This window comes from uncultured Citricoccus sp. (assembly GCF_937871995.1).
GTDB lineage: Bacteria > Actinomycetota > Actinomycetes > Actinomycetales > Micrococcaceae > Citricoccus.
Genome location: NZ_CALMQR010000079.1, coordinates 12251 through 35841, shown reverse-complemented (window position 1 = coordinate 35841; position 23591 = coordinate 12251). Strand labels below are relative to the sequence as shown.

At 71.5% G+C, this 23591-nt stretch carries 17 protein-coding genes; 3 read left to right on the top strand and 14 right to left on the bottom strand.

The features are described 5' to 3' along the window. From glgB to Q0283_RS10115, 3 genes are all read right to left on the bottom strand, one after another. The coding region (gene glgB, locus Q0283_RS10125; RefSeq protein WP_298044454.1) for a 1,4-alpha-glucan branching protein GlgB at positions 1-3773 on the bottom strand (3773 nt) is incomplete at its 3' end. After that, positions 3770-5578: a maltose alpha-D-glucosyltransferase gene (gene treS / locus Q0283_RS10120; protein ID WP_183523345.1), complete on the bottom strand. Its 1809-nt coding sequence runs from the start codon at positions 5576-5578 to the stop codon at positions 3770-3772. The genes glgB and treS, both read right to left, overlap by 4 nt. A 91-nt stretch (positions 5579-5669) precedes the next feature. After that, positions 5670-7790, bottom strand: coding sequence for an alpha-1,4-glucan--maltose-1-phosphate maltosyltransferase (locus Q0283_RS10115; RefSeq protein WP_298044451.1), 2121 nt, complete (start codon positions 7788-7790; stop codon positions 5670-5672). 219 nt (positions 7791-8009) lie between these two features. Between Q0283_RS10115 and glgP the strand changes: the two genes are divergently transcribed. Then, positions 8010-10643 (top strand): alpha-glucan family phosphorylase, encoded by a 2634-nt coding sequence (gene glgP, locus Q0283_RS10110; protein WP_298044448.1) that lies wholly within the window; start codon positions 8010-8012, stop codon positions 10641-10643. A gap of 31 nt (positions 10644-10674) precedes the next feature. Here the strand turns inward: glgP and glgX are convergent, their stop codons facing one another. The 6 genes from glgX to Q0283_RS10080 all read right to left on the bottom strand — a co-directional run bounded on the left by glgX (position 10675) and on the right by Q0283_RS10080 (position 17351). After that, positions 10675-12846 carry a glycogen debranching protein GlgX gene (glgX, locus tag Q0283_RS10105; RefSeq protein ID WP_298044445.1) on the bottom strand — a complete coding sequence of 724 codons (2172 nt, stop codon included), beginning with the start codon at positions 12844-12846 and terminating at the stop codon, positions 10675-10677. After that, positions 12846-13862 (bottom strand): 23S rRNA (guanosine(2251)-2'-O)-methyltransferase RlmB, encoded by a 1017-nt coding sequence (gene rlmB, locus Q0283_RS10100; protein ID WP_183523339.1) that lies wholly within the window; start codon positions 13860-13862, stop codon positions 12846-12848. The genes glgX and rlmB overlap by 1 nt, the downstream gene beginning before the upstream one ends. 69 nt (positions 13863-13931) lie before the next feature. Beyond that, positions 13932-15434: a cysteine--tRNA ligase gene (gene cysS / locus Q0283_RS10095; RefSeq protein WP_183523337.1), complete on the bottom strand. Its 1503-nt coding sequence runs from the start codon at positions 15432-15434 to the stop codon at positions 13932-13934. 9 nt (positions 15435-15443) lie between these two features. Beyond that, positions 15444-15947, bottom strand: a complete 504-nt coding sequence (ispF, locus tag Q0283_RS10090) for a 2-C-methyl-D-erythritol 2,4-cyclodiphosphate synthase (protein WP_183523335.1) — start codon at positions 15945-15947, stop codon at positions 15444-15446. Beyond that, positions 15944-16756, bottom strand: coding sequence for a 2-C-methyl-D-erythritol 4-phosphate cytidylyltransferase (locus Q0283_RS10085; protein ID WP_183523333.1), 813 nt, complete (start codon positions 16754-16756; stop codon positions 15944-15946). Before Q0283_RS10085 ends, ispF begins: the two co-directional genes overlap by 4 nt. A 112-nt stretch (positions 16757-16868) precedes the next feature. Beyond that, positions 16869-17351, bottom strand: a complete 483-nt coding sequence (locus Q0283_RS10080; RefSeq protein WP_029139081.1) for a CarD family transcriptional regulator — start codon at positions 17349-17351, stop codon at positions 16869-16871. Between the two features lie 262 nt (positions 17352-17613). Here Q0283_RS10080 and Q0283_RS10075 point away from each other — a divergent pair, with 262 nt between their 5' ends. Further along, positions 17614-18168, top strand: a complete 555-nt coding sequence (locus Q0283_RS10075) for a hypothetical protein (RefSeq protein WP_183523331.1) — start codon at positions 17614-17616, stop codon at positions 18166-18168. Positions 18169-18340: 172 nt separating this feature from the next. On the opposite strand, the gene Q0283_RS10070 is transcribed toward Q0283_RS10075, so the two are convergent. Further along, positions 18341-19021 carry a response regulator transcription factor gene (locus tag Q0283_RS10070; RefSeq protein ID WP_183523329.1) on the bottom strand — a complete coding sequence of 227 codons (681 nt, stop codon included), beginning with the start codon at positions 19019-19021 and terminating at the stop codon, positions 18341-18343. Further along, positions 19018-20157 (bottom strand): cell wall metabolism sensor histidine kinase WalK, encoded by a 1140-nt coding sequence (locus Q0283_RS10065; RefSeq protein ID WP_255459495.1) that lies wholly within the window; start codon positions 20155-20157, stop codon positions 19018-19020. Before Q0283_RS10065 ends, Q0283_RS10070 begins: the two co-directional genes overlap by 4 nt. A 256-nt stretch (positions 20158-20413) precedes the next feature. Here Q0283_RS10065 and phoU point away from each other — a divergent pair, with 256 nt between their 5' ends. Next, entirely contained in the window at positions 20414-21073 is a 660-nt protein-coding gene (gene phoU, locus Q0283_RS10060; protein ID WP_183523325.1) for a phosphate signaling complex protein PhoU, read from the top strand. A gap of 96 nt (positions 21074-21169) precedes the next feature. On the opposite strand, the gene Q0283_RS10055 is transcribed toward phoU, so the two are convergent. The 3 genes from Q0283_RS10055 to Q0283_RS10045 are packed head-to-tail and all read right to left on the bottom strand — an operon-like array spanning position 21170 to position 23530. Then, entirely contained in the window at positions 21170-21928 is a 759-nt protein-coding gene (locus tag Q0283_RS10055) for a phosphoglyceromutase (RefSeq protein ID WP_298044438.1), read from the bottom strand. 36 nt (positions 21929-21964) lie between these two features. Continuing rightward, on the bottom strand, positions 21965-22306 hold the full coding sequence (locus Q0283_RS10050; protein ID WP_298044436.1) for a DUF2516 family protein: 342 nt from the start codon (positions 22304-22306) through the stop codon (positions 21965-21967). Between the two features lie 9 nt (positions 22307-22315). Next, positions 22316-23530, bottom strand: coding sequence for a PLP-dependent aspartate aminotransferase family protein (locus Q0283_RS10045; protein WP_298044433.1), 1215 nt, complete (start codon positions 23528-23530; stop codon positions 22316-22318). Positions 23531-23591 lie beyond the last annotated feature (61 nt).

The window sequence follows — 23591 nt, the reverse complement described above, 5'->3', positions numbered from 1 at the left end:
AACACCGTCGCCAACGGCGGCACCACCACCACCGCCGACACCGGCTGACCATGCCAGTGCTCACCGTCCGCGGTGATGGTCCCGGGGTTGCCCACGCCCGAACCCCCATAGGTCTCGGCGTCCGTGTTGAGCACCTCCTCCCACTCCCCCGCGAGCGGCAGCCCGAGCCGCACGTCGTGGTGGGGATGGCCGGCGAAGTTGGTGACGCACACCAGGGGGCGGGCCTCCTCGCCGTCCGAGCCCGGCGCGGACCAGCGGATGAAGGAGAACAGGTTGCGGTCACCGTCGTTCTGGTCGATCCACTGGAAACCTGCCGGGTCGTTGTCCTGGCTCCACAGTTCCGGTGCGTTGCGGTACACCATGTTGAGGTCCCGCACGGCCTTCATCAGCCCCTTGTGCTGGAGGTTCTCGGTGAGCCACCAGTCCAGCCCGTGGGATTCCTTCCACTCGGACTCCTGCCCGAACTCGGATCCCATGAAGAGCAGCTGCTTGCCCGGGTGGGCCCACATGAATCCGTAGTAGGCGCGCAGGGATGCCAGTTGCTGCCAGCGGTCACCGGGCATCTTGCGCAGCAGCGAGCCCTTGCCGTGGACCACCTCGTCATGCGAGAGCGGCAGCACGAAATTCTCGCTCCACGCATAGACGAGCGAGAAGGTCATCTCGTTGTGGTGCCAGCGCCGGTTCACCGGGTCCTCGGACATGTACTTGAGCGAGTCGTGCATCCAGCCCATGTTCCACTTCAGGCCGAAGCCGAGCCCGTCCTGGTCGGTCGGTGCCGTGACACCCGAGAACGCGGTGGACTCCTCCGCGACCATGACCGTTCCGGGGTTGCGCTTGTAGGCCGTGGCCGTGGCCTCCTGCAGGAAACTGATCGCCTCGAGGTTGTGGTTGCCCCCGTGGATGTTGGGGATCCATTCCCCGTCCTCCCGGGAGTAGTCGAGGTAGAGCATCGAGGCCACGGCATCCACCCGCAACCCGTCGATGTGGAACTCCTCGAGCCAGTACAGCGCATTGGCCACCAGGAAGTTGCGCACCTCGGTGCGGCCGTAGTCGAACACCAGGGTGCCCCAGTCCGGGTGCTCCCCCTTGCGCGGGTCCGCGTACTCGTAGAGGGGCGTCCCGTCGAACTTCGCCAGCGCCCACTCGTCCTTGGGGAAGTGGGCGGGCACCCAGTCCAGCAGGACGCCGATGCCGGCCTGGTGGAGGCGGTCCACCAGGTACTTGAAGTCGTCCGGGGTGCCGAACCGTGAGGTCGGGGCGTAGTAGCCGGAGACCTGATAGCCCCAGGAACCGCCGAAGGGGTGCTCGGCCACGGGCATGAACTCCACGTGGGTGAACCCCTGCCAGGAGACGTACTCCACGAGCTGCTCGGCCATCTCGCGGTAGCTCAGGCCCGGACGCCAGGACCCGGCGTGCACCTCGTAGATGCTCATCGGCCCGTCGTGCGGGTCCGTGCGCGACCGCTGCTCCATCCAGTCCTGGTCGCCGAACTGGTACCGGGAGTCGTCCACCCTCGAACCGGTCGCCGGGGGCACCTCGGTCCAGCGGGCCATCGGGTCGGCCTTGTCCCGCCAGTGCCCGTCGTGGCCGAGGATCGCGTACTTGTACACGGTCCCGGCGCCGATACCCGGGACGAAGATCTCCCAGATCCCGGAGTCACCCAGGGAGCGCATGGCGTGCTGGTGCCCGTCCCAGCCGTTGAAGTCGCCCTTGACCCGGACGGCCTGGGCGTTGGGGGCCCACACCGCGAAGGAGGTGCCGGTGATCTCGCCCTGGGGGGACGAGTAGTGACGGACCCGGGAGCCCAGGACGGTCCACAGGGTCTCGTGCCGTCCCTCGCGGAAGAGGTGCTGGTCCAGTTCGCCCACCGTGGGCAGGTACCGGTACGGGTCGTCCTGCTCGGTGGCGTCCAGGCCGGGAAAGGACACGAGGATCCGGTACCCCGGTACCTGGCCCGGGTGCGTGGCCGGCAACGTCCCCACCCAGATGCCCTCGACCTCGTGGCGCAGCGGGACCACCGTCCCGTCGTCGGTCCGGACCGACACCTCCTCCGCCATCGGCCGCAGGACGCGGAAGGTGACGGTGCCGGCGTCGTCCAGGTGCGCCCCGAGGACCTCGTGGGGCTGGTGGTACCGGCCGTGCGCGACGGCGGTCAGCACCTCCGCGCGCACCCCCAGGGGGGCGGGGCCCCCGGTCTCTCCCGCGCTGGCTTCGGCGGTGGCGCTCGCGGGTGCCCCGGCGGACGGCGCCGCGGCGGGGGCCGGAGCGTCCGGCGTCGTTGATTCGGTGTTCTCGGCGTGCATGGTGTCCTCCTGGGGTTCACCCTCGATGACTGTCTCCACCGTATCCCGCATGGGCGTGGCTGCCACGGTCCCTGCGGAGGCCGCGCCCCGCCCGAGGGCCCGCCGGACGGCCGCGGCGGGGACCTCGACCCAGTCCGGGCGGTGACGCAGCTCGTAGACCGTCTCGTACAGGGCCTTGTCCAGCAGCAGGGCGGTGAAGACCGTCGAGGCCGTGTCCACCGGTTCTCCCACGGTGCGCCCATAGCCCTCCAGGAAGGCCCGCTGCGTCCCGGCGGTCCACTCCGGGGTCCCGGCCAGCGCACCGGCGTAGTCGAAGGACCGCAGCATCCCGACGACGTCCCGCAGCCGCAGGTCCCAGCCGGAGCGTTCCTCGGCGTCCCGCAGTGGTTCGCCCTCGAAGTCCAGCACCGTCCAGCGGGTCGTGCCGTCGGCGTCGGAGGCGAGGACCTGGCCGAGGTGGTAGTCGGCGTGGATCCGCTGCAGGGGCGGCAGCCCGGCCGCCGCGTCCGCCGAGCGCAGGGAGGTGAGGACCTGCTCCACGCGGTCCGCCAGGTCCTCCCCGATGGTCGCCGCGGCCTCGCGCCAGCCCCACTCGATCCGGGTGGCCAGTTCGGACAGGACCTGGGGCGCCCGGCCGGTGCCGGCGGGCACGGAGCGCGTTCCCAGGGCCCCGGCCAGGGCCAGGTGCAGCCGGCCGGTGGCCTCGCCGATCCCCGTGGCCTCGGCGAGGAAGTCCTCCCCGGCCTCGGCGGCCTCGGTGGCCACCCGCCAGGCGTCCCTCGACCCGGTGATGAACTCGCGCAGGACGCAGGCCTGGCCCGAGACCCACTCCTCCGGCGTGCCGCGCCATCCCACGGTGACCGAGCCGTACGTCACCGGGACCTCGCTGGAGCCGGCGGCGGACAGCGCCAGGCCGATCTCGACGTCGGGGTTGGCGCCGGCGGCCAGGACGCGGAAGAACTTGAGGATCAGCGTGCCGGGACCGGCCTCGATGACGACGGAGGTGTTGGACTGCTCGCCCTGCAGCAACCGGGCCCGCAGGGTGTCGGCGTGGAAGGCGGGCCACTCCTCGAAGCCCGCGTAGGCGTGCCCGGCCGACCGCCGGTCCGCCGTGGGCAGTTCGCGCCGCATCATCTCGAGCCAGGCGGCCACGAACTCCGGGTCGTGGGTGCCGTCGTAGACCCAGCGGGGCCCGGAGGCGCTGTCCCAGCGTCCGATCAGCGCGGCGTCCCCGCCCTCGAGCGGTTCCTCGCGGATGGCCACGGGCACGGACAGGGTCACGGTGTCATCGTCCCGTCCGGCCGTCACCACCTGCAGCTGGAGCTGGACGTCCTCCCGGCTGGCCGTCAGCCGGATCCCGCCGACCCGGTGCAGGTCGAAGGTGCCGCGCACCGGGAACCAGCGCTGGGACGGCAGCCAGGCGGAGAGCAGCTCGGGGAAGGAGGCGGAGGAGTTCTGTTCAGTGGTCATCGGACGCTCCCTGCGGACATCTCGGGGGTGATCACGGGAAGGGCGGTCGTGTAGGGGTTCCGTTTGCCGGCCAGGGCGGTCCGGTCCGTCCCGCCCATCAGGTCCGGCCCGGTGCGCAGGCGCAGCCAGAAGAAACCGTGTCCCGGCAGGGTGACCGGCAGGCGGCCGTCCTCCCCGATGTCCAGGAAGGCCCGGCCACCGAACACGTCCCGCAGGCCCCGCCCCTCGTACCCCGGCACGCTCAGCCACGTGGCCACCGGGTCCGGGGACAGGTTGAACACGCACAGCACGGTCTCGGGGTACAGGTCCTCGTCGTCACTGATCGGCAGGTCCCGGACGAAGGCGAGGACCTGTTCGGCCTCGGCGTCGACCATCGTGAAATCGCCCAGCCCGAAGACGGGGTGGCGCTTGCGCACGGCCAGCGTCTCCCGGACCCAGTGCAGCAGGGAACCGTTCGAGGCCAGCTGTGCCTCCACGTTGACGTGGTTGTAGTGGTAGACGAGGGACTGGATGACCGGCAGGTAGAGCTTGCCGGGGTCGGCGTCGGAGAACCCGGCGTTGCGGTCCGGGTTCCACTGCATCGGGGTGCGTGAGGCATCACGGTCCGGCAGCCAGATGTTGTCCCCCATGCCCAGTTCGTCCCCGTAGTACAGGAACGGCGAGCCCGGCAGGGACAGCAGCAACCCGTGGATCAGCTCGAGCTCGGAGCGGTTGTTGTCCAGCAGGGACGCCAGCCGGCGGCGGATGCCGACGTTGGCGCGCATCCTCGAGTCCGGGGCGTACCAGCCGAGCATGGCCTGGCGCTCCTCGGGCGTGACCATCTCCAGGGTCAGCTCGTCGTGGTTGCGCAGGAAGGTCCCCCACTGCGAGCCGGCCGGGATCTGCGGGGTCTCGGCGATGGCCTCCAGGATGGCGGTGGCCTTGTGGTCGCGCAGCGCGTAGAAGATCTTCGGCATGATCGGGAAGTGGAAGCACATGTGGCACTCCGGGTCCTCCTCGGACCCGAAGTAGTCGACCACGTCCTGCGGTGGCTGGTTGGCCTCGGCGATGATCACCCGGCCCGGGTACTCCGCGTCCACCATGGTCCGCAGGTCCCGCAGGAACACGTGGGTGCGCGGATCGTTCTCGCAGTCCGTGCCGTCCTCCTCGTAGAGGTACGGGATCGCATCGGCGCGGAAGCCGTCCACGCCCATGTCCAGCCAGTACCGGACCACGTCGTAGAGGGCCTCGATCACCGCCGGGTTCTCGAAGTTCAGGTCCGGCTGGTGGGAGAAGAACCGGTGCCAGAAGAACTGCCGGCGCACGGGGTCGAAGCTCCAGTTCGACTCCTCGGTGTCCACGAAGATGATGCGGGCGTCCTCGTACTTCTCGTCCGTGTCGCTCCAGACGTAGAAGTCCCCGTACGGTCCGTCCGGGTCCGATCGGGACTCCTGGAACCAGGGGTGCTGGTCCGAGGTGTGGTTCAGCGGCAGGTCGATGATGACGCGCAGGCCGCGCGCGTGGGCCTCGGCCACGAGCCGCTTGAAGTCGGAGACGGTGCCGAAGTCGTCCAGGACCTCGTAGAAGTCGGCGACGTCGTACCCGCCGTCCCGCAGCGGGGAACGGTAGAACGGCGGCACCCAGAGGCAGTCGACGCCCAGCCACTGCAGGTAGTCCAGCTTGTTGATCAGCCCGTCGAAGTCCCCGGAACCGTCACCGTTGCCGTCGTGGAAGGCCCGGACCAGGACCTCGTAGAACACGGCGGTGCGGAACCAGTTCGGGTCGTGGGAGATCCCGTGGGTGTGGAGCTGGAACGAATTGGCCATCGGGTGCAGTGTCTTCCGTCGTGGGTCGTGCGTCGGTCCGGCGGATCCCCCCGGGGGTCCGCGGCGTGGTCTCTCGGCGCGCGGCGGCCGCTCAGTCGCGACGCACCACGCGCAGCACGTGGGCCGGCTCGACGTGCGGGTCCAACCGGACGTAGTTGTGCGCGGACCACTGCCAGCGGGCGCCGGTGATCAGGTCCTCGACCTCGAAGCGGCCCTCGGCGTCCAGGTCCTGCGGACGCAGGTCCAGCGCGGACAGGTCCAGGTGGGCGGTGGCCTCCTTCACGTCGTGCGGGTTGCAGTTGACCACCACGATGACGGTGTCCGCGTGACCGGGCAGCCCCTCCACCAGCGCCGAGGGATCCTCGACGCCCGGGAAGACGGGGCCGATGTCGGGCAGGTCCTCCGTGCCGGTCGCGGCCGCGGCGTGCCAGCCGGCGGCCCGGTGCCGGCGGGTCTTGGAGAAGACGAGGATGTCCTCGTTGTCCGCCTCGTGCAGGGTCAGGTTCTGCAGGTCCTGGAGGGCTGGGTGGGCCCGGCGGATGTGGTTCAGCCGGGTCAGGTAGGGGGCCAGCGAGCGCCCCTCGGCCTCGGCGGCGGCGTAGTCGCGGGGACGGAACTCGTACTTCTCGTTGTCGATGTACTCCTCCGCGCCCGGACGGGCCACGTGCTCGTACAGCTCGTAGCCGGAGTACATGCCCCACAGGGGGCTGGAGAGCGCGGCGAGCACGGCCCGGATCTTGAAGGCCGCGGGCCCGCCGAACTGCAGGTACTCGGTCAGGATGTCCGGGGTGTTGACGAAGAAGTTCGGCCGGTAGAACGCCGCCGTCTCGGCGGTGACCTCGTGGAGGTACTCGGCGATCTCGTCCCGGGTGTTCCGCCACGTGAAGTAGGAGTAGGACTGCTGGTACCCGGCCCGGCCCAGGGCGTGCATCATGGCCGGGCGGGTGAAGGCCTCGGCGAGGAAGACCACCTCGGGGTGGCGGCGGTGCACCTTGGCGATCAGCCACTCCCAGAACCACAGGGGCTTGGTGTGCGGATTGTCCACGCGGAAGATCTTCACGCCGCGGGCCACCCACAGCTCCACGACCCGCAGCACGGCCCGGCGCAGTCCGCGCGGGTCGTTGTCGAAGTTCAGCGGGTAGATGTCCTGGTACTTCTTCGGCGGGTTCTCCGCGTAGGCGATCGAGCCGTCCACCCGGGTGGTGAACCATTCGGGGTGCTCGGTGACCCACGGGTGGTCCGGGGAGCACTGCAGGGCCAGGTCCAGGGCGACCTCCATGCCCAGCTCCTCCGCGCGGGCGACGAAGCGGCCGAAGTCCTGCACCGTGCCGAGCTCGGGGTGGATCGCGTCGTGGCCACCGTCCTCCGAGCCGATGGCCCACGGCGAGCCCGGGTCCTGCGGCCCGGCGGTGAGGGTGTTGTTGGGTCCCTTGCGGTGGGCGCGGCCGATCGGGTGGATCGGGGGCAGGTAGACGACGTCGAAGCCCATCCGGGCGATCGCCGGGAGCCGCTCGGCCGCCGTCGTGAAATCGCCCGAGGTCCAGGTCCCCAATTCCGGGTGGTAGACCGCGCCCTCGGAGCGGGGGAAGAACTCGTACCAGGCGCCACGGCCGGCCAGGGCGCGCTGCACGTCCAGGGGGTACTCGGTCGAGGGCGAGACGAACTCGCGGATCGGGCGGGCGGCCAGGACCTCCGCCAGGTCCGGGTCATCGGCCGCGGCGAGCCGTTCGGCCACGTCGCGCGCGGTGTCCTCGAGGCCGCGCACGGCGCGGGCCAGGACGGCGCGGTCCGTCTCGGAGCGGTCCGGGTCCTCGGCCGCCCGGCGGAACAGGGCACCGCCCTCGGCCAGCATCAGCTCGACGTCGATCCCCGCCGCGATCTTCACGGTCGCCGCGTGCTGCCAGGTGGCGACGGGGTCGGACCAGCCCTCGATGACGAAGGTGTGCGGACCGGTGTCCACGGGACGCAGGACGGCCCGGTACTTGTCCAGTCCGGGCGCTCCCTCGGTCATGCGCACGCGGTGCACCTCGGACCCGGAGGGTCCGTAGAGCACGGCCGTGGCACCGAGCCGGTCGTGTCCCTCGCGGAACACGGTGGCGCGCACGGGGATGTCCTCTCCCACCACGGCCTTGGCCGGGTGGGCGCCGCAGTCGATGACCGGCTGCACACCCGTGACGGGGATGCGGCCGACCCTGACCTCGGAGCGGAACATCGGGGCAGTGATGGCATTCCTGGAAGCTCCCACGCGGTCGACGTTACCGGTGCGATGCTCGGCTGGCCAACGGCATTTCCGGCGGCGACCGCGCATGACGTGCCCGCGGGGCCCGCGGGGAGAGGATTCAACCGGTGGTCGACCCGGCGTCGGCCGGGCGTCGACCGGGGTTCACCCGGTGCCCGGATCCGGCCGGTGGACCGTGGATAATGAGGGCCTGTGAAGGCTATCCGTCGGTTTACCGTTCGTACCCACCTGCCCGAGTCCATCGCGGGGCTGAGCCGCCTGGCCACCAACCTGCGGTGGTCCTGGCACCCCCAGACCAAGGCCCTGTTCCGGGACCTCGACCCGCAGGCCTGGGACGAGCTGAACCAGGATCCCGTGGCCCTGCTGGGCTCCTTCGACCGGGCCCGGCTCACCGAGCTGGCCGCCGACGAGTCGATCGTGCAGCGGGTGGCCGCGGCCACCCGGGACCTCGACCGCTACCTGTCCGAGGACCGGTGGTTCCAGCACGAGGTCGCCGGCGTGGAGCCGGCGCCCCGGCCGATCGCGTACTTCTCCCCCGAGTTCGGCATCACGGCCGTGCTGCCCCAGTACTCCGGCGGACTGGGCATCCTGGCCGGCGACCACCTCAAGTCCGCCTCGGACCTCGGCGTGCCGGTCATCGGCGTCGGGCTGCTCTACCAGTCCGGGTACTTCAAGCAGTCGCTCTCCCGCGATGCCTGGCAGCAGGAGACCTATCCGGTGCTGGACCCGGACAACCTGCCGCTGACGCTGCTCAAGGAGCAGGACGGCTCGCCGGCGCTGGTGTCCCTGCCGATCCCCGGCAACCGCACCCTGCACGCCCAGGTGTGGCGGGCCGACGTCGGGCGCGTCCCGCTGCTGCTGCTGGACTCCAACGTCCCGGCCAACGACGACACCGCCCGCTCCATCACCGACCGCCTGTACGGCGGCGGCGGTGACCAGCGCCTGCAGCAGGAACTGCTGCTGGGCATGGGCGGGGTGCGGGCGCTGCGGCTGTACTGCCGGCTGACGGGCACGGACGCGCCCAGCGTCTACCACACGAACGAGGGCCACGCCGGGTTCCAGGGCATCGAGCGGATCGAGGAGCTCATGGCCGCCGGGCTGGACTGGGAGGCCGCGCTGTCCTCGGTGCGGGCGTCCACCGTGTTCACCACGCACACCCCCGTGCCCGCCGGCATCGACCGCTTCGACCGGCACCTCGTGGAACAGTTCTTCCGCGCCGGGCTGGCCCCCAGCGTCCCGGTGGAGCGCATCATGGCCCTCGGCGCCGAGGACTACGACGGCGGCAATCCGGACGTGCACAACATGGCCGTCATGGGGCTGCGGCTGGGCCAGCGGGCCAACGGCGTGGCGAAGCTGCACGGCGAGGTCTCGCGCGAGATGTTCAAGGGGCTGTGGCCGGGCTTCGACGCCGACGAGGTGCCGATCAGCTCGATCACCAACGGCGTCCACGCCCCCACCTGGGTGTCCAGCACCGTCTCGGACCGGGCCATCGAGCTGTTCGGCACCTCCGCGGTGGCCGGCCACGACTGGAACCGGGTCTTCGAGGTCCCCGACGAGGAGCTCTGGGAGATGCGCCGGACGCTGCGCCGGGCCCTGATCCAGGACGTCCGGGCCCGGTTGCGGTCCTCGTGGCTCAAGCGCGGTGCCTCGGCGGCCGAGGTGGCCTGGACCGAGAACGTGCTGGACGAGGACGTCATGACCATCGGCTTCGCCCGGCGGGTCCCCACGTACAAGCGCCTGACCCTGATGCTCCGGGACCCGGAGCGGCTCAAGCGGCTGCTGTTGGACCCCGAGCACCCGATCCAGGTCGTGGTGGCCGGCAAGTCGCACCCGGCCGACGAGCAGGGCAAGCTGATGATCCAGGAGATGGTACGGTTCGCCGACGACCCGGAGGTCCGCCACCGGATCGTGTTCCTGCCGAACTACGACATCCAGATGGCCTCCACCCTGATGCCCGGGTGCGACGTGTGGCTGAACAACCCGCTGCGCCCGCTCGAGGCCTGCGGGACCTCCGGCATGAAGGTGGCCATGAACGGCGGGCTGAACCTGTCCGTGCTGGACGGCTGGTGGGACGAGATGTACGACGGAGAGAACGGCTGGGCCATCCCCTCCGCCTCCTCCGCCGCCAGTGCCGAGGAACGGGACGACGTCGAGGCGGCCGCCCTCTACGACCTGCTCGAGACCCAGCTGGTGCCCCGCTTCTACGCCGCCGAGGACTCCGACCAGGCCGGTGCGGCCGGGCCGTCCCGGGCCTCCCGGGACGGCATCCCGCACCAGTGGCTGGCGATGGTCAAGCACACCATGGCCACCCTGGGTCCGGCGATGTCCGCCGACCGGATGGTGCAGGACTACGTCAACGAGCTCTACCGCCCCGCCGCCGCCGCCGGCCGGACCATGGACACCGACGACTACGCGAGGGCCCGCGAGCTGGCGGCCTGGAAGACCCGGGTCCGCGCCGCGTTCGGCCAGGTGACCGTGGAGCACGTGGACTCCCTCGGCGTGCGCGAGGAACCCCAGATCGGCGACGAGCTGCAGGTCTCCGCGTACGTCAGCCTGGGTGACCTGCAGCCGGCCGACGTCTGCGTCCAGGCCGTGTACGGCCGGGTCTCCGCCACCCCCGCCGGCAGCCTGGAGGAGGACCGGCTCCTGGACACGGCCACCCTGGAGCTGGACCCGGCCGAGGACCTGGGCGGGGGCCGGTGGCAGTTCACCGGCTCGCTCGTGATCGACCGTTCCGGCGCCTTCGGCTACTCGGTGCGCGTGCTCCCGCAGCACGAGCTGCTGGCGTCCCCGGCGGAGATGGCCCTGGTGGTCAACGCGGGCTGACCCGCGCTCCCCGCCTGGCCCCGGAGGCCGGTCAGACGGAGTAGACGGAGATCGAGTTGCCCTCGATCATGTCCGTCTCCCCCGGGGAGAACAGGGCGCCGCGGCGCAGGTCGCCGTAGTGGGACGTGGACAGCTGCAGGGTGAACGTCCGCAGGTCCGCTCCGGTCGGGTCCGTGATGCCGCGGAGCTCGTCCGGGGTGGGCAGGTGGAACCAGGACTTGGACAGTCCCCCGTTGAAGACGATCAGCCCCTTGCTCAGCCCGCCGGGGACCCCGACGAGCAGTTGCAGCAGCCGGTGGGACGGGTCCGCCCACTCGTCGTGGGCCATCGGCACGCCCTGGGCGTTGAACCACATCAGGTACCCGGGATCGCGGGCCGGGTACGTGTAGGGCTGCCCGGCCAGGAACTCCTTGCGGATCGCGATCAGCCGGCGCGTGGTGGACAGCATGCGTTGCTGGCGCTCGCCGAGGTCCCAGTCGGTCCAGGAGATCTCGTTGTTCTGGCAGTAGGCGTTGTTGTTCCCCCGCTGGGTCCTGCCGATCTCGTCCCCGGCCGTGATCAGGGGGACCCCGAGGGAGAGCATGAGCGTGGCCATCAGGTTCCGGGCCGTCTGGGACCGGGAGTCGCGGATGTCCTCGTCATCGGTCGGCCCCTCCACCCCGTGGTTGTAGGACCGGTTGTGCGAGTTGCCGTCCCGGTTGTCCTCCCCGTTGGCCTCGTTGTGCTTCTCGTTGTAGGAGACCAGGTCCCGCAGGGTGAAGCCGTCGTGCGTGGTGACGATGTTCACCGAGGCCAGGGCGGACCGTCCGGACCCGGCGAACAGGGCGGCGGAGCCGGCCAGGCAGTCGGCCAGCCGGGCGGTGGACCCCCCGGCGCCGCCGTGCTCCATGGCGCCGCGGTCGGCCACCCAGAAGTCCCGCACCACGTCGCGGAAGCGGTCGTTCCAGTCCGCCCAGCCGAGGGGGAAGTTGCCGGTCTGCCACCCGCCGATGCCCACGTCCCAGGGCTCGGCGATCAGCTTGGTCCCCGCCAGCACGGGGTCGGCCTGGGCGGCCACGAGGAACGGGTGGTCGCTGGTGAAGTGGTGGGCGCCGTCCCGGCACATCGTCACGGCGAGGTCGAAGCGGAAGCCGTCCACCTGGAAGTCGCTCACCCAGCGCCGCAAGGAGTCCAGGGCCATCCGGACCACCTGGGGGTCGCTGAAGTCCAGTGAGTTCCCGCAGCCGGTGGTGTCCAGGTAGCGGCCCATGGCGTCATGGCGGTAGTAGTGCCGCTCCCCCAGCCCACGCCAGCAGAAGACCGGGCCGCCGGGCCCCTCCTCCGCGGTGTGGTTGTAGACGACGTCCAGGATCACCTCGATCCCGGCCGCGTGCAGCAGCTTGACCATGCCCTTGACCTCGTCCTGCACGGCCCGGGGTCCGGCCGCCTGCGCGGCGGCGGTCGCGTAACCGGGGTGCGGCCCGAAGAAGCTGACGGTGTTGTAACCCCAGTAGTTCTCCAGGCCCAGGCGCTCGAGGTGGGACTCGTCCCGGTGGTGGTGGATGGGCAGCAGCTCGACGGCGGTGACCCCCAGGTTCCTCAGGTACTCCACCATGACGGGGTGGGCCAGTCCGGCGTAGGTCCCCCGCAGCTCCTCCGGGATCCCGGGGTGCAGCTTGGTCTGGCCGATGACGTGGGCCTCGTAGACGACCGTGTCCCGCAGCGGAACGTGCGGCTTCTGGACGCCGCCCCAGTCGAAGTCCGGGGGAACCCGCGCCGACCAGTACCGGCCCTCGCGCTCCACGACGGCGTCCCCGTACGGATCGATCAGCAACTGCGGCAGGGCATGCACCTTGCCCGAGGACCGCCTGCGCACCTTCCAGACCCCGGGAATGCGCCGGTCACGGGCGACGAAGGCGTAGAGGCTTCCATACCCGAGCCCGGGGATCGTCCCGTGGTGGACGTTGTCCGTGACGTCGTACAGGGGTGCACGGCGCACGTCGGCCGAGGTGGGGACGGCGTCCGGCGGGAAGTCCGGATCGGTGAAGACGACGTCCACCGCGGACAGGCCGGGCGCGTACACGGCCACGTTGGCCGCCCCGGGGACCTCCACCACGCCGGGTACGGAGTCGGCCACGCCCAGGGGGAACGCCCGGGACCGGTGGCCACTGACGCCGCGCAGCCCGGCCGGTATGCCCCCGCCAGGCCGAGGAGTCATGGGCATCAGGAGGTTTCCTCCTGGACCGCCCCCTCGGCAGCCGGCCGGTGCCCGGACCGCTGGACGGCGATCTCGTACAGCGAGATCCCCACGGCCATCGAGGCGTTCAGGGATTCCATGTCCGAGGCGATCGGGATGGAGACGATCTGGTCGCAGTTCTCCCGGACCAGCCGGGACAGGCCCTTGCCCTCCGAGCCGACCACCAGGCACACCGGCTCCGTGGCCAGCGGCAGCCCGGGCAGGGACTGGTCGCCACCGCCGTCGAGGCCGAGGACGAAGATGCCCAGCTTCTTGAACTCCTGCAGGGCGGTGTTGAGGTTGCCGGCCTGCGCCACGGGGACGCGCACCGCGGCACCGGCCGAGGTCTTCCAGGCGGTGGCGGTCACGCCCACCGACCGGCGGGAGGGCACCACGACGCCGTCCGCGGAGAACGCGGAGGCGGAACGGATGATGGCGCCCAGGTTCCGCGGATCCGTGATCCCGTCCAGGGCGATGAGCAGCGGCGGGGCCGCCTGGTAGCCCTTCTCCCACTCCTGTACGGCCTGCCGGGCGAGGCTGAGCGCATCGGCGTACTCGTAGGGCGGCACCTGCAGGACGAGGCCCTGGTGGATGGCGTCGTCCGTCATCCGGTCCAGTTCGGCCTTGCTGTTCTCGAGCACCGGCACGCCGCGCTCCGCGGCGAGCTTGAGGGCCTCCCGGACCCGCTCGTCCATCTCCACCCGGGTGGCCACGTGCAACGCCTTGGCCGGGATGGAGGCGCGCAGGGCCTCGACCACGGAGTTCCGCCCGGCCACGGTCTCGTCACCGTGGCGGGAACGGGTGTTGCGCGTCCCGCCGCGCTTGGCCGAGGAACGCTCGGCCAGCTGCTTGGTCCGGTGGGCCTTGTGGTAGACGCGGTCCTCGGCCTTGGGCGTGGGGCCCTTGCCCTCCAGCGCCTTCCGGCCGTGTCCACCGGTGCCCTTCAGGGGGCCCTTCTTCCCGCTGTTGCCGCGGGAGGATCCGGAGCGTGGTGCTGCGGCCATGTCGGTGGTGCCTTTCTGGCGAGGGAGGGGACGGCCCCAGTCTACGGCCCCGCACCACCGGGACCGGCCCTACTGCAGGGACCAGCGGGCGCCGTCGGCGGAGTCCTCCACCACGACGCCGGCCGCGGCCAGGGTGTCCCGGATGGCGTCCGCGGTGGTCCAGTCCTTGGCGGCCCGGGCCGCGGCCCGGGCGTCGAGCTGGGCGCGGATGAGGGTGTCGAGGGCGTGCTGCGCCGCCGGGTCGGTCCCGGCCTGGGGCTCGGGGACGTCGTCGAGGCCCAGGACCTCCACCATGGACTGGACGTCCGCGTAGTGCTCCTCGACCGCCGCCACGTCCCCGGCGGCCAGCGCGGTGTTGCCGGCCCGGACGGAGTCGTGCAGGACGGCCAGGGCCTGCGGGACGTTGAGGTCGTCCTCCATGGCGGTGCGGAAGGCCGGCGGCACGCTGCTGAACGCGGCCACGTAGACGGCCTCCACGGCCTGGCCGCCCTGGGCGGCCGCGGCCTCCTCGCGCTGCAGCTGGGCATCGGCCACCACGTCGGCGCCGCGGTCCAGGAAGGCCTCGATCCGCTCCACGGCGGCCTCCGCCTCCTGCAGGGACGTCGGGCGGTAGTCCAGCGGGGAGCGGTAATGGGCCTGGCCCAGGAAGTACCGGACCGCCTTGGGCCGGGCCAGGGAGAGCATCTCCTCCGGGGAGATCGTGTTGCCCACCGACTTGGACATCTTCTCGCCCTCGTAGGTGACCATGCCGTTGTGCAGCCAGAAGTTCGCGAACCCGTCCCCGGCGGCGGCCGACTGGGCCAGCTCGTTCTCGTGGTGCGGGAAGCGCAGGTCCAGTCCCCCGCCGTGGATGTCGAACCGGGACCCCAGGTACTTGGTTGCCATCGCCGAGCACTCCAGATGCCAGCCCGGCCGGCCGCGACCCCACGGTGACTGCCAGGTCGCGGTCCGGGGGTCGGAGTCCTTGGCCCCCTTCCACAGCGCGAAGTCGCGGGGATCGCGCTTGCCGCGCGGGTCGGCGTCGGGCGCGTCCTGCATGTCCTCCACCCGCTGGCGGGTGAGCTCGCCGTAGGCGGTCCAGGAGCGCACGTCGAAGTACACGTCCCCCGAGCCGTCGGCGGCCGGGTAGGCGTGGCCGGCGTCCACGAGGCGCTGGATGAGCTCGAACATCTCGGGGATGTGCCCGGTGGCCCGCGGCTCGTAGGTGGGCCGGCGGACCCCGAGCGTGGCGTAGGCCCGGGCGAACTCCTGTTCGAAGCGGTAGGCGAGGGCGAACCACGGCTCCTCGGCGGGGTAGAGGTCGTCCTCCTCGAAGTCCGGCGCGTAGGAGGCGGCGGACTTCTCCAGGATCTTGTCGTCGATGTCCGTGACGTTGCGGACGGACGTGACCCGCAACCCGGTGTGCTCGAGCCAGCGGACCAGGATGTCGAAGACGATCGCCGAGCGCACGTGGCCCACGTGGGGCATGCCCTGCACGGTGGCACCGCAGTAATAGAGGGAGACCTCGCCCTCGGTCAGGGGGACGAAGTCCCGTACCGTCGCGGTCCTGGTGTCATAGAAGCGTTGTGCCACGGTGAGACTCTAGTGCAGCCGGTAGACCAGGGCGGTGGCCACCGCGGCCAGCCCCTCCCCGCGCCCGGTGAACCCGAGTGCGTCCGTGGTGGTGCCGGAGACCGCCACCGGCGCACCGGCCGCCTCGGACAGCACCCGTTCGGCCTCGGCGCGGCGCGTCCCGACCTTCGGCCGGTTGCCGATCAGCTGGACGGACGCGTTGCCGACCCCGAAGCCGGCCTCCCGGACCAGTCGCGAGGCCTCGGCGAGCAGCGTGGTCCCGGCAGCCCCGGACCATTCCGGGCGCGAGGTCCCGAAGTGCTGTCCCAGGTCACCGATCCCGGCGGCGGAGAACAGGGCGTCGCACAGCGCGTGGGCGACCACGTCCCCGTCCGAGTGCCCGGAGAGGCCGGGCTCGCCGGGCCAGTGCAGGCCGGCCACCCACAGCGGGCGGTCCGCGCCCTCCGGGGCGAAGGCGTGGACGTCGGTCCCGATCCCGGTACGGGGCAGGATCGGGGGCTCTCGGTCGGTCATCGGTCCTCCTGCAGCAGGGCCCTGGCCAGCACCAGGTCCAGGGGCGTGGTCACCTTGAACCCCAGCGGGTCACCGGGCACCACGGCGACCCGGTGTCCGGCCGCCTCCATCACCATCGCGTCATCGGTCAGCGCGGGACCACCGGCGGCCGCACGGTGCGCGGCCTCCAGGGCGGTCAGGTCGAATCCCTGGGGGGTCTGGACGGCGCGCAGCGTCGACCGCGACGGGGTCCCGGTCACCCATTCCGGTTCGTGGTCCGGGCCGGACCCCTCCTCGGTGTCCGGTGCGGCCCGTTCTCCGGGAGCGCCCGGCACGGAGACGGTCTTGATGGTGTCCACCACGGGCAGGCCGGGCACGACGGCGGCCGCGCCGGCCTCCAGCGCGGCGGTCACCGCGCGGAACACCGCCGGGGGGACGAACGGGCGGGCGGCGTCGTGGACGAGGACGGCGTGGCGGCCGAACGGGCCGGCCGTGCTCTCCGCCACGGCACCGGCACGGACCGCCGCGAGTCCGGCGCGCACCGAGTCGGCGCGCTCGGCTCCGCCCGGCACGGTCTGCACGGTCAGCCCGGTCCGTGCGGCAAAGTCCCGGCACACCTGTTCCAGCGGTTCGGCGGCGTGGGCGTCGGGGGGCACGACCACCACGATCCCGGCCAGGTCGAGGGCGGCCGCATCAGCGGCGCTCGCCACCGAGTCCAGGCAGTGCTGCAGCAGGCTGCGGCCGTCGCCGAGGTCCACCAGTGCCTTGTGCAGGCCGGCCTGCAGGCGGGAGCCGCTTCCGGCGGCCACGATCAACAGGGTCGAACGCATGCTGTCAGTCTAGGTTCAGTCCGCCCGCTCGCCGGACCGGGCCGGCTCGGCGATCGGGGTCTGACCGGGGCCGGGACGCAATCGGCGCGAGAGGCTGCGAGGCCGCCGCGCCTCAGGCGGCGAGGGTCTCGTCCAGCAGCTCGGTGGCCTCGTCCTCGGAGGTCTTCTTGGCCAGGGCCAGCTCCGAGACGAGCACCTGGCGGGCCTTGGCCAGCATGCGCTTCTCCCCGGCGGACAGTCCGCGGTCCTGGTCCCGGCGCCACAGGTCGCGCACGACCTCGGCCACCTTGATGACGTCCCCGGAGGCCAGCTTCTCGAGGTTGGCCTTGTAGCGGCGCGACCAGTTGGTGGGCTCCTCGGTGAACTCCGCCTGGAGCACGCGGAAGACCTCCTCGAGGCCCTCACCGTCCACGATGTCCCGCACGCCGACGAGGTCCACGTTCTCCGCCGGCACCTCGATCGTCAGGTCGCCCTGGGCCACCTTCAGCTTGAGGTACATCTTCTCTTCACCCTTGACGGTGCGCATCTTGATCTCTTCGATCCGGGCCGCACCGTGGTGGGGGTAAACAACAGTTTCTCCGACCTCAAAAACCATGTGAGTGGTCCCCTTTCACTCCGGCAAAGTTTACCACGTCACATTTTCGGAGCGCGTGTCGATGCTTGCGCCCGCGGCGGAAACGGACACAATTCGCCCTCGCCGGACCGTCCCCCACCGCGTCACGCCCCCGTCGCGCAGCGGGAGGGGAGGGGGCCGGTACGGTAGTCTCGTGTCAGCACCGCGCCCTGTCATCTGCCGTGCCCGTCGGCACCGGCGGATGACCCCCGCGCACTTTGTCCGCACCCGAGGAGATCCCACCGTGAAGCTCGCCGCCCGCAAGGCCACTGCCCGCAATGCCGCCGTGGCCGGACTGGCTGCCGTCGCCCTGCTGGGCGCCACCGGCTGCAGCGCCATCAACCAGCAGGCCACCACCCTGCAGTACGCCCCGTCGGACGGCATCGTGGCCAACGTCGGTGAGGCCGAGCTGCGCAACATCGCCCTGATCACCAGCGGTCCGGACACGGAGGCCCGCTACATCGGCACCATCGCCGCGGACACCTCCGAGGAGAACCTCGAGGTGAGCATCACGGTGGCCGGCACCGAGACCCGGTTCTCCGTCCCGGCCGGCGAGTCCCTCAAGCTCGAGGATCCCGCCAACGAGCAGGTCATCCCGAGCTCGGGCGGCTTCCCCGGTGGCATGGTCGAGGCGACCGTCGAGGTCACCGGCGGGGCCGAGACCGCCACCGAGCAGGTCGACGTCACCGTCCTGGACGGCACCCTGCCGGAGTACCGCCCGTTCGTGCCCGGCGGTGCGGACGCGAGCCCCGGCGCCCACCTCTACGAGACCCCGGCCGCCGAGGAAGGCGGCCACTGACCACCGCCCCACAGGGCGCCGGTCAACCAGCACGACGGCGAAGGGCCGGCACCGCACGGTGCCGGCCCTTCGCCGTCGGTGACCGGTGCCCGCGGCGTCCTGCCGCCGGGCTCCGGTCCGCGGCACCGGTGGCCGACGGACAGGCCGTCGCGTCCCCGGCGCCGGGCGCCCCTCAGGGCTCGAACTTGTAGCCGAGCCCGCGCACGGTCACGAGGTACTGCGGATGGGAGGGGTCGGGCTCGATCTTGCCGCGCAGTCGCTTGACGTGGACGTCCAGGGTCTTGGTGTCCCCCACGTAGTCCGACCCCCAGACACGGTCGATCAGCTGGCCCCGGGTCAGCACGCGGCCGGAGTTGCGCAGGAGCATCTCCAGCAGCTCGAACTCCTTCAGCGGCAGGGACACCTGCTCCCCGTTCACGGAGACGACGTGGCGCTCGATGTCCATCCGGACGGGCCCGGCCTGGACGGTCGAGCTGATGAGCTCCTCCGGCTCCCCCTGGCGGCGCAGCACCGCGCGGATGCGGGCGACCAGCTCACGGGAGGAGTAGGGCTTGGTGACGTAGTCGTCCGCACCGAGCTCCAGTCCGACCACCTTGTCGATCTCGGAGTCCTTCGCGGTGAGCATGATGACGGGGACGTTGGAGCGTTGGCGCAGCTGGCGGCAGACCTCCGTGCCGGACTGGCCGGGCAGCATCAGGTCCAGGAGCACCAGGTCGGCCCCGGCCCGGTCGAATTCCACGATCGCCTCGTGGCCGTCGGCCACGACCTCCACCTCGAAGCCCTCCTTGCCGAGCAGGTAGGACAGCGGGTCGCTGAACGACTCCTCGTCCTCCACGATCAGAATCCGGCTCACGACTGGGCTCCTTCCCCGGCGGCAGGCGCGTTGCCACCCCGTGCTTCCACTGACCTGCCGAGCTGCACACCAGCGTCGGGTTCCATCTCCGGGAGGCGGACCGTGAACGTCGAGCCCCGGCCCGGCTGTGACCAGACGGTCACTTCCCCCCCATGATTCGAGATTACATGTTTGACGATGCTCAGCCCGAGACCGGTACCGCCCGTCTGGCGCGACCTGGCGGCGTCGATCCGGTAGAACCGCTCGAAGATCCGGTCCTGTTCGTCCTCCGGGATCCCGACCCCCTGGTCGGTCACCGAGATCTGGGCCAGGCCGCGGACCGACTTCAGTCCGACACCCACCGTGGTGCCCTCCGGGGAGTAGCGCACGGCGTTGTCGATCAGGTTGCGCAGGGCGGTCATCAGCTGGTCCGGGTCCCCGTGCACCGTGGACTCGATCCGGCCGGCCACCTTGATGTCGATGTTGCGGGCCTCCGCCGGCAGCCGGGAACGGTCCACGGCCTCGCCGACCACCCGGTTGAGGTCGACCGGCTGCCCCGCCCGCACGGTGTCCTTGGCCTGGAGCCGGGACAGTTCGATGATGTCCTGCACCAGGGCGGCCAGACGGGTGGACTCCACGCTGAGCCGGCCCGCGAAGCGGCGCACGGCCTCCTCGTCGTCGGCGGCGCCGTCGATCGCCTCGGCCAGCAACGAGATGGCGCCGACCGGGGTCTTCAGCTCGTGGGAGACGTTGACCACGAAGTCGTGGCGCATGGCCTCGGTCCGGGAGATCTCCGAGCGGTCGTCGGCGAGGATCAGGATGTACTCGTCCGCCAGGGGCGCCACGCGCAGCTGCACGACGAGGATGCCCTGGCCGACCGGGCCACGGGGCAGCTCGTAGCGGCGGTCCACGATGATCCCGTCGGCACGGACGCGGTCGGTGAGCTCGAGCAGTTCGTCATGCGCCAGGCTGTGGCCCCGCACCAGGCCGAAGGCGTAGGCGGAGGGGTTGGCCCGGACCACCCCGTTGACGGCGTCGACCACCACGTAGGCCCGGCCGATCACGGACAGGACCTCGGCGGCACCGTCCGGGATGCTGGGCTCGCCCACGGTCAGGTGCACGGCGCGGCTGCGCTCGGAGATGCGGAAGGCGACCATGGACAGCACGCCCAGCACGAGGCCGATGAGGCCGCACACCACTCCAACCACCACGGGATCCGTCACGCGGTCCAGACTACCCACCGCGCACCCTGCGCCCGGCGCAGGGCATACTGGCACCGGAACGTTCCCGCGGTTCAGCGACTGTTCATCTTCCCCGGGAAGGATGACCGAGGCCCCGTGCCCCGTCCGGGGTGCCGGTGCCCTGCGCCGCCGGGACATTCCCGAGCCCATTGACCGGAAAGAGGGACCATCCATGCGTGAACTGTTCCAAGCCGACCTGAAGGCCCTGGGCGACCAGCTGGTGGAGATCGCCGGCCTGGTCCGCGAGGCCATGGAGAAGGCGCGGACCGCCTTCGAGACCGCGGACGTGGAGCTGGCCGAGGCCGTCATCTCCGAGGACGCCAGGATCGACTACCTGCAGACCTCCGTGGACGAGAAGGCCATCGAGCTGCTGGCCCTGCAGGGCCCGGTGGCCACCGACCTGCGCTCCGTGGTGGGGGCCCTGCGGATGAGCTCCTCGCTGGAGCGGATGGGCGACCTGGCCCGGCACATCGCCCAGCAGGCCCGCCGCCGCTACCCGGACCTGGCCGCCCCGGAGCCGGTCCGCGAGGACTTCCGGCAGATGGCCGACCACTGCGTGGCCGTGGCCACCGAGGTCGAGAGGCTGCTGGCCACCCACGACACGGTCCACGCCCAGGAGATCGTCAAGCACAACGTGGCCATCAACGAGCTGCACGCGAAGAACTTCAAGACCGTGAACTCGGCCGGCTGGAACGCCAGCGGTGCCACCACCGCGGACGTCACGCTGGCCTCGCGGTTCTTCGAGCGCTTCGCCGACCACGGTGTCTCGGTGGCCCGCAAGGTCACCTACCTCGCCACCGGCGAGTGGGAGCCCGTCATCGAGATCGACTGACCCGTCGCGGCCCGGGCCGCGCCCGGCCCCACCGACGACGACGGCCGTCACCCTCCGCGGAAGGTGACGGCCGTCGTCGTCGGTGCGGGATCCGGTCTACTTCTGGGCCCCCTGGGCGGCCACGGCGGCAGCGCCGGCGGCGGCGGCCTCCGGGTCCAGGTAGCGCCCGTGCGCCGTGATCGGCGTGAGGTCCTCGTCCAGCTCGTAGTACAGCGGGATGCCGGTGGGGATGTTCAGCCCGGCGATGTCCTCGTCGGAGATGCCGTCCAGGTGCTTGACCAGGGCCCGCAGCGAGTTGCCGTGGGCGGCGATGAGCACGGTCTTGCCGGCCTTGAGGTCCGGCACGATCTCGGACTCCCAGTAGGGCAGCAGGCGGGTCACCACGTCCTTGAGGCACTCGGTGCGCGGGGCGTCCTCGCCCAGGTCGGCGTAGCGCGGGTCCCCGGACTGGGACCACTCGGAGGAGTCGTCGAGCACCGGCGGCGGGGTGTCATAGGACCGGCGCCAGACCATGAACTGCTCCTCGCCGAACTCCTCGCGGATCTCGGCCTTGTCCTTGCCCTGCAGGGCGCCGTAGTGGCGCTCGTTCAGCCGCCAGTCGCGCTTGACCGGGATCCACTGCCGGTCGGCGGCCTCGAGGGCCAGGTTGGCGGTGGTGATGGCGCGCTTGAGCAGCGAGGTGTACAGCACGTCCGGCAGCAGCCCCTCCTCGGAGAGCAGCTCACCGCCGCGGACCGCCTCCCGGCGGCCCTTCTCGGTCAGGGGGACGTCCACCCAGCCGGTGAACAGGTTCTTCTCATTCCAGTCGCTCTGGCCATGCCGCAGCAGGACGAGCTTGTACGGGGTCTCAGCCATGGGCACATCCTATAGGCGGCCCGGGGCCCGGAACGGTCAGTAGCCGTAGTGCGACGGGCCTCCCCGGCCGAACATCCTCAGCTCGGTCCGCGGGCCGGCCAGGTACACGGCGGCCACGCACAGGGCCGCGATCTGGAACAGGCCGAAGCCGGCGCCGAGGCTGCTGATGGAGCCCAGGAAGGTCAGGACACCGACCACGCCGGCCACCCCGGTGAGGATCAGCCAGAACGACTTCTGCTTCTGGCCGGAGCGCTCGAACTGGTGGGCGGGCCGGGTCAGGCAGTCGCCCAGCGCCCAGACCTCGAGGACCACGGCCACCACCGACAGTGCGATGTACAACCAGTTCTCGATGGAGGTGACCAGGATCCAGGCGCTCATGGGGACAGCCTAGCGGTGGGCGCGGTTCCCGGCCGCGGCGGCGCGCAGTGCCTGCTCGAGGTCGTCCCACAGGTCGTCCACGTGCTCGATGCCGCAACTGAGCCGCAGCAGCCCGGCGGGCACGGTCCTCGGCTCCGCGGCGAAGCGCCGCCGGCGCTCGACGAGCGACTCCACCCCGCCCAGTGAGGTGGCCGGCACCCACAGCCGCAGGGCCCGCACCGCGGCGTCGGCGGCGGCCGCGGATGCGTCCTCGGCCGGCTCGGTCCCGTCCTCGCCGCTGCCGGCGGCGACCTCGACGGTCAGCACGGAGCCGAAGCCGCCGTGCATCTGCCGCGCCGCCAGGGCGTGCTGCGGGTGCCCCGCCAGTCCCGGGTAGCGCACGGCGGCGATCGGCAGGGTGCCCTCGCGCCGGGCCGTCTCCGCCCGGCGGGCCAGTTCGGCCGCGTTGGCCTGCGAGCGCTCCAGGCGCAGGGCGAGGGTCCGCATCCCGCGCAGCGCCAGGAAGGCCTCCATCGGCCCGGCGATGGCCCCGTGCAGGGTCCGGTGGGCGTGCAGCCTGGCCTGCAGCTCCGGGTCGGCGGTGACGGCCGCGCCCATCACCACGTCGGAGTGCCCGGCCAGGTACTTGGTCACCGAGTGCACCACGACGTCCGCGCCGAGGTCGAGCGGACGCTGCACCAGGGGCGTGGCGAAGGTGTTGTCCACGATGACGAGCGCCCCGGCCGCGTGCGCGGCCCCGGTGAGCGCGGGCAGGTCCGCGACCTCCAGCATCGGGTTGGTCGGGGACTCGAGCCACAGGATCGAGGCCCCCTCGAGCGCTCCGACGACCGCCACGGTGTCCGTGATGTCCACCTGGTCGACGCTCAGCCGGCCGGAGTCGCCCATGCTCTCCAACAACGAGGTCAGGCCGTTGTAGGCGTGCTGCGGGGCGATGACTCGTGAGCCGACCGGGACCAGGTGCAGTGCCGCGGCGATCGCGGCCATGCCGGAGGAGAACAGCAGGGCCGGCGTGGCCTGGGGGTCCGGCACTCCCTCGAGCGCGGCCAGCAGCTCCTCGGGCCCGTCCCAGGAGGGGTTGGACATCCGGCCGTAGACCCGGCGGTCGGCACCGCCCCCGGCCTCCCATCCCACGAAGGTGGAGGTGAGGTGCACGGGCTCGTTGACGGGCGCGTCGACCTCCTTCGCGGGACGGGCGGCACTGACCAAGAGGGTTTCGGGATGCATGGGCCACATCGTACGTCCGCCGCCGGGCCCGGGGTGTGGATCGTTCGGCACCGTGACGCCG